Origin of the sequence: Scandinavium sp. (assembly GCF_036271055.1) — a bacterium.
Lineage (GTDB): Bacteria > Pseudomonadota > Gammaproteobacteria > Enterobacterales > Enterobacteriaceae > Scandinavium.
This window is the reverse complement of sequence record NZ_DATBBJ010000023.1, coordinates 1-8,996: the sequence shown is the minus strand read 5'-3', so window position 1 is coordinate 8,996 and position 8,996 is coordinate 1. Positions and strand designations below refer to the sequence as shown.

The 8,996-nt window shown below is 49.8% G+C and carries 20 protein-coding genes and 1 pseudogene; all 21 read left to right on the top strand.

Annotation, left to right across the window (positions count from 1 at the left end):
- Positions 1–215 (top strand): 30S ribosomal protein S19 (gene rpsS, locus VH187_RS02230; protein ID WP_142432743.1); only part of this gene is annotated, 215 nt, incomplete at its 5' end.
- 13 nt (positions 216–228) lie between these two features.
- On the top strand, positions 229–561 hold the full coding sequence (rplV, locus tag VH187_RS02225) for a 50S ribosomal protein L22 (RefSeq protein ID WP_034461779.1): 333 nt from the start codon (positions 229–231) through the stop codon (positions 559–561).
- Positions 562–578: 17 nt separating this feature from the next.
- The gene (gene rpsC / locus VH187_RS02220) at positions 579–1,280 is read left to right on the top strand and encodes a 30S ribosomal protein S3 (RefSeq protein WP_000529945.1); all 702 of its coding nucleotides are present in this window, start codon (positions 579–581) and stop codon (positions 1,278–1,280) included.
- A 12-nt stretch (positions 1,281–1,292) separates the two neighbouring features.
- Positions 1,293–1,703: a 50S ribosomal protein L16 gene (gene rplP / locus VH187_RS02215; RefSeq protein ID WP_329699851.1), complete on the top strand. Its 411-nt coding sequence runs from the start codon at positions 1,293–1,295 to the stop codon at positions 1,701–1,703.
- On the top strand, positions 1,703–1,894 hold the full coding sequence (gene rpmC / locus VH187_RS02210) for a 50S ribosomal protein L29 (RefSeq protein ID WP_097164997.1): 192 nt from the start codon (positions 1,703–1,705) through the stop codon (positions 1,892–1,894). The genes rplP and rpmC overlap by 1 nt, the downstream gene beginning before the upstream one ends.
- Positions 1,894–2,148 (top strand): 30S ribosomal protein S17, encoded by a 255-nt coding sequence (gene rpsQ / locus VH187_RS02205; protein WP_097164998.1) that lies wholly within the window; start codon positions 1,894–1,896, stop codon positions 2,146–2,148. Before rpmC ends, rpsQ begins: the two co-directional genes overlap by 1 nt.
- Before the next feature lie 164 nt (positions 2,149–2,312).
- Positions 2,313–2,684, top strand: coding sequence for a 50S ribosomal protein L14 (gene rplN, locus VH187_RS02200; RefSeq protein WP_008457164.1), 372 nt, complete (start codon positions 2,313–2,315; stop codon positions 2,682–2,684).
- Between the two features lie 10 nt (positions 2,685–2,694).
- Positions 2,695–3,009 carry a 50S ribosomal protein L24 gene (gene rplX, locus VH187_RS02195; RefSeq protein WP_329699850.1) on the top strand — a complete coding sequence of 105 codons (315 nt, stop codon included), beginning with the start codon at positions 2,695–2,697 and terminating at the stop codon, positions 3,007–3,009.
- Positions 3,010–3,023: 14 nt separating this feature from the next.
- Entirely contained in the window at positions 3,024–3,563 is a 540-nt protein-coding gene (rplE, locus tag VH187_RS02190) for a 50S ribosomal protein L5 (protein ID WP_329699849.1), read from the top strand.
- Between the two features lie 14 nt (positions 3,564–3,577).
- Complete coding sequence (rpsN, locus tag VH187_RS02185) at positions 3,578–3,883, top strand: 30S ribosomal protein S14 (protein ID WP_074780832.1); 306 nt, start codon at positions 3,578–3,580, stop codon at positions 3,881–3,883.
- A gap of 33 nt (positions 3,884–3,916) precedes the next feature.
- Complete coding sequence (gene rpsH, locus VH187_RS02180; protein WP_312629865.1) at positions 3,917–4,309, top strand: 30S ribosomal protein S8; 393 nt, start codon at positions 3,917–3,919, stop codon at positions 4,307–4,309.
- 12 nt (positions 4,310–4,321) lie between these two features.
- Positions 4,322–4,855, top strand: coding sequence for a 50S ribosomal protein L6 (gene rplF / locus VH187_RS02175; RefSeq protein WP_329699848.1), 534 nt, complete (start codon positions 4,322–4,324; stop codon positions 4,853–4,855).
- Between the two features lie 9 nt (positions 4,856–4,864).
- The gene (gene rplR / locus VH187_RS02170; RefSeq protein WP_006817270.1) at positions 4,865–5,218 is read left to right on the top strand and encodes a 50S ribosomal protein L18; all 354 of its coding nucleotides are present in this window, start codon (positions 4,865–4,867) and stop codon (positions 5,216–5,218) included.
- 14 nt (positions 5,219–5,232) lie between these two features.
- Positions 5,233–5,733, top strand: coding sequence for a 30S ribosomal protein S5 (rpsE, locus tag VH187_RS02165; RefSeq protein WP_002438697.1), 501 nt, complete (start codon positions 5,233–5,235; stop codon positions 5,731–5,733).
- 6 nt (positions 5,734–5,739) lie between these two features.
- Positions 5,740–5,919, top strand: a complete 180-nt coding sequence (gene rpmD, locus VH187_RS02160; protein WP_004846568.1) for a 50S ribosomal protein L30 — start codon at positions 5,740–5,742, stop codon at positions 5,917–5,919.
- A 3-nt stretch (positions 5,920–5,922) separates the two neighbouring features.
- On the top strand, positions 5,923–6,357 hold the full coding sequence (gene rplO, locus VH187_RS02155) for a 50S ribosomal protein L15 (RefSeq protein WP_329699847.1): 435 nt from the start codon (positions 5,923–5,925) through the stop codon (positions 6,355–6,357).
- A gap of 7 nt (positions 6,358–6,364) precedes the next feature.
- On the top strand, positions 6,365–7,696 hold the full coding sequence (gene secY, locus VH187_RS02150) for a preprotein translocase subunit SecY (RefSeq protein WP_329699846.1): 1,332 nt from the start codon (positions 6,365–6,367) through the stop codon (positions 7,694–7,696).
- A 30-nt stretch (positions 7,697–7,726) separates the two neighbouring features.
- Complete coding sequence (gene rpmJ / locus VH187_RS02145; RefSeq protein ID WP_000868187.1) at positions 7,727–7,843, top strand: 50S ribosomal protein L36; 117 nt, start codon at positions 7,727–7,729, stop codon at positions 7,841–7,843.
- A 147-nt stretch (positions 7,844–7,990) separates the two neighbouring features.
- Complete coding sequence (rpsM, locus tag VH187_RS02140; protein WP_258988614.1) at positions 7,991–8,347, top strand: 30S ribosomal protein S13; 357 nt, start codon at positions 7,991–7,993, stop codon at positions 8,345–8,347.
- Positions 8,348–8,363: 16 nt separating this feature from the next.
- Positions 8,364–8,753, top strand: a complete 390-nt coding sequence (gene rpsK, locus VH187_RS02135; RefSeq protein WP_043081126.1) for a 30S ribosomal protein S11 — start codon at positions 8,364–8,366, stop codon at positions 8,751–8,753.
- Between the two features lie 33 nt (positions 8,754–8,786).
- A pseudogene (gene rpsD / locus VH187_RS02130) lies at positions 8,787–8,996 on the top strand (30S ribosomal protein S4); the annotation flags it as partial.

The window sequence follows — 8,996 nt, the reverse complement described above, 5'->3', positions numbered from 1 at the left end:
CGGTGGAAAGCGGTGACAAGAAGCCCCTGCGCACTTGGTCCCGTCGTTCAACGATCTTTCCTAACATGATCGGTTTGACCATCGCTGTCCATAATGGTCGTCAGCATGTTCCGGTATTTGTTTCCGACGAAATGGTCGGTCACAAACTGGGTGAATTTGCACCGACACGTACTTATCGCGGCCACGCTGCTGATAAAAAAGCCAAGAAGAAATAAGTAGGAGGAAGAGATGGAAACTTTAGCTCAACATCGCCACGCTCGTTCTTCTGCTCAAAAGGTTCGCCTTGTTGCTGACCTTATTCGCGGTAAGAAAGTGTCGCAGGCACTGGAAATTTTGACCTTCACCAACAAGAAAGCGGCTGTTTTGGTCAAGAAAGTTCTGGAATCTGCCATTGCTAACGCTGAACACAACGATGGCGCTGACATTGACGATCTGAAAGTCGCGAAAATCTTCGTAGACGCAGGCCCAAGCATGAAGCGCATTATGCCGCGTGCAAAAGGTCGTGCAGATCGCATCCTGAAGCGCACCAGCCACATTACTGTGGTTGTGTCCGATCGCTGAGACTCTGGAGACTAGCAATGGGTCAGAAAGTACATCCTAATGGTATTCGCCTGGGTATTGTAAAACCTTGGAACTCTACTTGGTTTGCGAACACCAAAGAATTCGCTGACAACCTGGACAGCGATTTTAAAGTTCGTCAGTACCTGACTAAGGAACTGGCGAAGGCGTCTGTATCTCGTATCGTTATCGAGCGTCCAGCTAAGAGCATCCGTGTGACTATTCACACTGCTCGCCCTGGCATCGTTATCGGTAAGAAAGGCGAAGACGTAGAAAAACTGCGCAAGGTCGTAGCGGATATCGCTGGCGTTCCTGCACAGATCAATATCGCCGAAGTTCGTAAGCCTGAACTGGACGCAAAATTGGTTGCTGACAGCATTACTTCTCAGCTGGAACGTCGCGTTATGTTCCGTCGTGCTATGAAGCGTGCTGTACAGAATGCCATGCGTCTGGGCGCTAAAGGTATCAAAGTTGAAGTTAGCGGCCGTCTGGGCGGCGCCGAGATCGCACGTACCGAATGGTACCGTGAAGGTCGCGTGCCGTTGCACACACTGCGTGCTGACATCGACTACAACACCTCTGAAGCGCACACCACTTATGGTGTAATCGGCGTTAAAGTGTGGATCTTCAAAGGTGAGATCCTGGGTGGGATGGCTGCTGTTGAACAACCGGAAAAACCGGCTGCTCAACCTAAAAAGCAGCAGCGTAAAGGCCGTAAGTAAGGAGAGTCGCTGATGTTACAACCAAAGCGTACAAAATTCCGTAAAGTGCACAAAGGCCGCAACCGTGGTCTGGCTGCCGGTACGGATGTTAGCTTCGGCACTTTCGGTCTGAAAGCTGTTGGCCGTGGTCGTCTGACTGCACGTCAGATCGAAGCAGCACGTCGTGCTATGACCCGTGCAGTTAAGCGTCAAGGTAAGATCTGGATCCGTGTATTCCCGGACAAACCGATCACCGAGAAGCCACTGGAAGTTCGTATGGGTAAAGGTAAAGGTAACGTGGAGTATTGGGTTGCCTTGATTCAGCCGGGTAAAGTCCTGTATGAAATGGACGGTGTCTCGGAAGAGCTGGCCCGTGAAGCCTTCGGCCTGGCAGCAGCGAAACTGCCTATCAAAACCACCTTTGTAACTAAGACGGTGATGTAATGAAAGCAAATGAGCTGCGTGAAAAGAGCGTTGAAGAGCTGAACACCGAGCTGCTTAACCTGCTGCGCGAGCAATTCAACCTGCGTATGCAGGCTGCAAGCGGCCAGCTGCAACAGACTCACCTGCTGAAGCAGGTTCGTCGTAATGTTGCACGTGTTAAGACTTTACTGACTCAGAAGGCGGGTGCGTAATGACCGATAAAATCCGTACTCTGCAAGGTCGCGTTGTCAGCGATAAAATGGAGAAATCCATTGTTGTTGCCATCGAACGTGTTGTGAAGCACCCGATTTACGGGAAATTCATCAAACGTACGACCAAACTGCACGTACATGACGAGAACAACGAATGTGGTATCGGCGACAAGGTTGAAATCCGTGAATGCCGTCCACTGTCCAAGACTAAGTCCTGGACGTTGGTTCGCGTTGTAGAGAAAGCGGTTCTGTAATACAGTACGCATTCTCAAACGAATAAACGGCTCAGAAATGAGCCGTTTATTTTTTCTACCCTTATCTTGAGAGCGGTGTTATAATGCTGCGCCCTCGATATGGGGCTTTTTAACGGCTCTGATTTTAGAGTCTCAGTAGTAGTTGACATTAGCGGAGCACTAAAATGATCCAAGAACAGACTATGCTGACCGTCGCCGACAACTCCGGTGCACGTCGCGTAATGTGTATCAAGGTTCTGGGTGGCTCGCACCGTCGCTACGCAGGCGTCGGCGATATCATCAAGATCACCATCAAGGAAGCAATTCCGCGTGGTAAGGTGAAAAAAGGCGACGTGCTGAAAGCGGTAGTGGTGCGCACCAAGAAGGGTGTTCGTCGCCCGGACGGTTCTGTCATTCGCTTCGATGGTAATGCATGCGTTATTTTAAACAATAACAGCGAGCAGCCAATCGGCACGCGTATTTTTGGGCCGGTAACTCGTGAACTGCGTAATGAAAAGTTCATGAAAATTATCTCTCTGGCACCAGAAGTACTCTAAGGAGCGAATCATGGCAGCGAAGATCCGTCGTGATGACGAAGTTATCGTGTTAACCGGTAAAGATAAAGGTAAACGCGGTAAAGTAAAAAATGTCCTGTCTTCCGGCAAGGTCATTATTGAAGGTATCAACCTGGTTAAGAAACATCAGAAGCCGGTTCCGGCCCTGAACCAACCAGGTGGCATCGTTGAGAAAGAAGCTGCGCTTCAGATCTCTAACGTTGCAATCTTCAATGCGGCAACCGGCAAGGCTGACCGTGTAGGCTTTAGATTCGAAGACGGCAAAAAAGTCCGTTTCTTCAAATCTAACAGCGAAACTATCAAGTAATTTGGAGTAGTACGATGGCGAAACTGCATGATTACTACAAAGACGAAGTAGTTAAGAAACTCATGACTGAGTTTAACTACAATTCTGTCATGCAAGTCCCTCGGGTCGAGAAGATCACCCTGAATATGGGTGTTGGTGAAGCGATCGCTGACAAGAAACTGCTGGATAATGCAGCAGCTGACTTGACAGCAATCTCCGGTCAAAAGCCGTTGATCACCAAAGCACGCAAATCAGTTGCAGGCTTCAAAATCCGTCAGGGCTATCCGATCGGCTGTAAAGTGACTCTGCGTGGCGAACGCATGTGGGAGTTCCTTGAGCGCCTGATCTCTATTGCTGTACCACGTATTCGTGACTTCCGTGGCTTGTCCGCTAAGTCTTTCGATGGTCGTGGTAACTACAGCATGGGTGTCCGTGAGCAGATCATCTTCCCAGAAATCGACTATGACAAAGTCGACCGCGTACGTGGTTTGGATATTACCATTACCACAACTGCGAATTCTGACGAAGAAGGCCGTGCTCTGCTGGCTGCCTTTGACTTCCCGTTCCGCAAGTAAGGTAGGGCTACTTAATGGCTAAGCAATCAATGAAAGCACGCGAAGTTAAACGCGTAGCTTTAGCTGAAAAATACTTCGCGAAACGCGCTGAACTGAAAGCGATCATCTCTGATGTAAACGCTTCCGACGAAGATCGTTGGAATGCAGTTCTGAAGCTGCAGAGTCTGCCGCGTGATTCCAGCCCGTCCCGTCAGCGTAACCGCTGCCGCCAGACTGGTCGTCCACATGGTTATGTGGGCAAGTTCGGGTTGAGCCGTATCAAGCTTCGTGAAGCCGCAATGCGCGGTGAAGTACCTGGCTTGAAAAAGGCTAGCTGGTAATTGTCACCAATTGAATCACGGGAGTAAAGACAGATGAGCATGCAAGATCCGATCGCGGATATGCTGACCCGTATCCGTAACGGTCAGGCCGCGAACAAAGTTGCGGTCACCATGCCTTCCTCCAAGCTGAAAGTGGCAATTGCCAACGTGCTGAAGGAAGAAGGTTTTATTGAAGAATTTAAAGTTGAAGGCGACACCAAGCCGGAACTGGAAGTGACTCTTAAGTACTTCCAGGGTAAAGCTGTTGTAGAAAGCATTCAGCGTGTCAGCCGCCCAGGTCTGCGCATCTATAAGAAAAAAGATGAGCTGCCGAAAGTTATGGCGGGTCTGGGTATCGCAGTTGTTTCTACCTCTAAAGGTGTTATGACTGATCGTGCAGCGCGCCAAGCTGGTCTTGGTGGCGAAATTATCTGCTACGTAGCCTAATCGGAGGAAAAAATGTCTCGTGTTGCTAAAGCACCGGTCGTTGTTCCTGCCGGCGTTGATGTAAAAATCGACGGTCAGGTTATTACGATCAAAGGTAAAAACGGCGAGCTGATTCGTACTCTCAACGCTGCTGTTGAAGTTAAACAAGCTGACAATGCACTGACCTTCGGTCCACGTGATGGTTTCGTGGATGGTTGGGCACAGGCTGGTACCGCGCGTGCCCTGCTGAACTCAATGGTTGTCGGTGTTACCGAAGGCTTCACTAAGAAGCTGCAGCTGGTTGGTGTAGGTTATCGTGCAGCGATCAAAGGGGACGTAGTAAACCTGTCTTTAGGTTTCTCTCACCCCGTTGAGCATAAGCTGCCAGCAGGTATTACTGCAGAATGTCCGACTCAAACTGAAATCGTGCTGAAAGGCGCTGATAAGCAGGTGATCGGTCAGGTTGCAGCAGATCTGCGCGCCTACCGTCGTCCTGAGCCTTACAAAGGCAAGGGTGTTCGTTACGCCGACGAAGTCGTGCGTACCAAAGAGGCTAAGAAGAAGTAAGGTAACACTATGGATAAGAAATCTGCTCGTATCCGTCGTGCGACCCGCGCACGCCGCAAGCTCCAAGAGCTGGGCGCAACTCGCCTGGTGGTACATCGTACCCCGCGTCATATTTACGCACAGGTAATTGCACCGAACGGTTCTGAAGTTCTGGTAGCTGCTTCTACTGTAGAAAAAGCTATCTCTGAACAATTGAAGTACACCGGTAACAAAGACGCTGCAGCAGCTGTGGGTAAAGCTGTCGCTGAACGCGCTCTGGAAAAAGGCATCAAAGATGTTTCCTTTGACCGTTCCGGGTTCCAATATCATGGTCGTGTCCAGGCACTGGCAGATGCTGCCCGTGAAGCTGGCCTTCAGTTCTAAGGTAGAGGTGTAAGATGGCTCACATCGAAAAACAAGCTGGCGAACTGCAGGAAAAGCTGATCGCGGTTAACCGCGTATCTAAAACCGTAAAAGGTGGTCGTATTTTCTCCTTCACAGCTCTGACTGTAGTAGGCGATGGTAACGGTCGCGTTGGTTTTGGTTACGGTAAAGCGCGTGAAGTTCCAGCAGCGATCCAGAAAGCGATGGAAAAAGCCCGTCGCAATATGATTAACGTCGCGCTGAACCACGGCACCCTGCAACACCCTGTAAAAGGTGTTCACACGGGTTCTCGTGTCTTCATGCAGCCGGCTTCTGAAGGTACCGGTATTATTGCCGGTGGTGCAATGCGCGCCGTCCTGGAAGTCGCTGGAGTTCATAACGTTCTTGCTAAAGCGTATGGTTCTACTAACCCGATTAACGTGGTTCGTGCAACTATCGATGGCTTGGAAAATATGAATTCTCCAGAAATGGTCGCTGCCAAGCGTGGTAAATCCGTTGAAGAAATTCTGGGGTAATTGACCATGGCAAAGACTATTAAAATTACTCAAACCCGCAGTGCAATCGGTCGTCTGCCGAAACACAAGGCAACGCTGCTTGGCCTGGGTCTGCGTCGTATTGGCCACACCGTAGAACGCGAGGATACTCCCGCTGTTCGTGGTATGGTCAACGCGGTTTCCTACATGGTTAAAGTTGAGGAGTAAGAGATGCGTTTAAATACTCTGTCTCCGGCCGAAGGCTCTAAAAAGGCGGGTAAACGCCTGGGTCGTGGTATCGGTTCTGGTTCCGGTAAAACTGCTGGTCGTGGTCACAAAGGTCAGAACTCTCGTTCTGGCGGTGGCGTACGTCGCGGTTTCGAAGGCGGCCAGATGCCACTGTACCGTCGTCTGCCGAAGTTCGGTTTCACTTCACGTAAAGCAATGATCACAGCCGAAATTCGTCTGTCTGATCTGGCTAAAGTAGAAGGCGACGTAGTAGACCTGAACACGCTGAAAGCGGCTAACATTATCGGCATCCAGATTGAATTCGCGAAAGTGATTCTTGCTGGTGAAGTAACTCGCCCGGTAACTGTTAACGGCCTGCGCGTGTCTAAAGGCGCTCGTGCTGCTATCGAAGCTGCTGGCGGTAAAATTGAGGAATAAGTAGCAGATGGCTAAGCAACCGGGATTAGATTTTCAAAGTGCCAAAGGTGGGTTCGGTGAACTGAAACGCAGACTTCTGTTTGTGATCGGTGCGCTGATTGTGTTCCGTATTGGCTCTTTTATTCCAATCCCTGGTATCGATGCCGCTGTACTTGCCAAACTGCTTGAGCAACAGCGAGGCACCATCATTGAGATGTTTAACATGTTCTCTGGTGGTGCTCTCAGCCGTGCTTCTATCTTTGCATTGGGTATCATGCCGTACATTTCGGCATCGATCATTATCCAGCTGCTGACGGTGGTTCACCCGACGCTGGCAGAGATTAAGAAGGAAGGGGAATCTGGCCGTCGTAAGATTAGCCAATATACCCGCTACGGTACTCTGGTGCTGGCAATATTCCAGGCGACCGGTATTGCTACCGGTCTGCCGAATATGCCTGGTATGCATGGTCTGGTGATTAATCCAGGCTTTGCATTCTATTTCACCGCTGTTGTAAGTCTGGTCACAGGAACTATGTTCCTGATGTGGCTCGGCGAACAGATTACTGAACGTGGTATCGGTAACGGTATTTCGATCATTATCTTCGCTGGTATTGTTGCGGGTCTCCCGCCAGCCATCGCCCATACTATCGAGCAAGCGCGTCAAGGCGACCTGCACTTCCTCCTGTTGCTGTTGGTTGCAGTATTAGTATTTGCAGTGACTTTCTTTGTTGTATTTGTTGAACGTGGTCAACGCCGCATTGTGGTAAACTACGCGAAACGCCAGCAAGGTCGTCGTGTCTATGCTGCACAGAGCACACATTTGCCGCTGAAAGTGAATATGGCGGGGGTAATCCCGGCAATTTTCGCTTCCAGTATTATTCTGTTCCCGGCGACCATCGCGTCATGGTTCGGGGGCGGTACTGGTTGGAACTGGCTGACAACAATTTCGCTGTATTTGCAGCCTGGGCAACCGCTTTATGTGTTACTCTATGCGTCTGCAATCATCTTCTTCTGTTTCTTCTATACGGCGTTGGTTTTCAACCCGCGAGAAACAGCAGATAACCTGAAGAAGTCCGGTGCATTTGTACCAGGAATTCGTCCGGGAGAACAAACGGCGAAGTATATCGATAAAGTAATGACTCGCCTGACTCTGATTGGTGCGTTGTATATTACTTTTATCTGCCTGATCCCGGAGTTCATGCGTGATGCAATGAAAGTGCCGTTCTACTTCGGTGGGACTTCGCTACTTATTGTTGTCGTCGTGATTATGGACTTTATGGCTCAAGTGCAAACTCTAATGATGTCTAGTCAGTATGAGTCTGCATTGAAGAAGGCGAACCTGAAAGGCTACGGCCGTTAATGGTCGCCTGAGAAGTTACGGAGAGTAAAAATGAAAGTTCGTGCTTCCGTCAAGAAATTATGCCGTAACTGCAAAATCGTTAAGCGTGATGGTGTCATCCGTGTGATTTGCAGTGCGGAGCCGAAACATAAACAGCGCCAAGGCTGATTATTTCGCATATTTTTCTTGCAAAGTTGGGTTGAGCTGGCTAGATTAGCCAGCCAATCTTTTTGTATGTCTGTACGTTTCCATTTGAGTATCCTGAAAACGGGCTTTTCGGCATGGTACGTACATATTAAATAGTAGGAGTGCATAGTGGCCCGTATAGCAGGCATTAACATTCCTGATCAAAAACACGCCGTGATCGCATTAACTTCGATCTTCGGTGTCGGCAAAACTCGTTCCAAAGCCATTTTGGCTGCGGCGAGCATTGCTGAAGATGTTAAGATCAGTGAGCTGTCTGAAGAACAAATCGACACGCTGCGTGACGAAGTTGCCAAATTTGTCGTTGAAGGTGATCTGCGCCGTGAAATCAGCATGAGCATCAAGCGCCTGATGGATCTTGGTTGCTATCGCGGTTTGCGTCATCGTCGTGGTCTGCCAGTGCGCGGTCAGCGTACGAAGACCAACGCACGTACCCGTAAGGGTCCGCGCAAACCGATCAAGAAATAATCGGGGTGATTGAATAATGGCAAAGGCACCAGTTCGTGCACGTAAGCGTGTAAGAAAACAAGTCTCTGATGGCGTGGCTCATATCCATGCTTCTTTTAACAACACCATCGTTACCATCAGCGATCGCCAAGGTAATGCACTGGGTTGGGCAACAGCCGGTGGTTCCGGTTTCCGTGGTTCACGCAAATCCACTCCGTTTGCAGCTCAGGTTGCAGCAGAGCGTTGCGCTGAAGCCGTAAAAGATTACGGCATCAAGAATCTGGAAGTTATGGTCAAAGGTCCGGGTCCGGGTCGCGAATCTACTATTCGTGCTCTGAACGCCGCTGGTTTCCGCATCACTAATATTACTGATGTGACTCCGATCCCTCATAACGGTTGTCGTCCGCCGAAGAAACGTCGCGTATAACGCTGCGTTTTCCAGGTTAGTTGGAGAAAGAAAATGGCAAGATATTTGGGTCCTAAGCTCAAGCTGAGCCGTCGTGAGGGCACCGACTTATTCCTTAAGTCAGGCGTTCGCGCGATCGATACCAAGTGTAAAATTGAACAAGCTCCTGGCCAGCACGGTGCGCGTAAACCGCGTCTGTCTGACTATGGTGTGCAGTTGCGTGAAAAGCAAAAAGTTCGCCGTATCTACGGTGTGCTGGAGCGT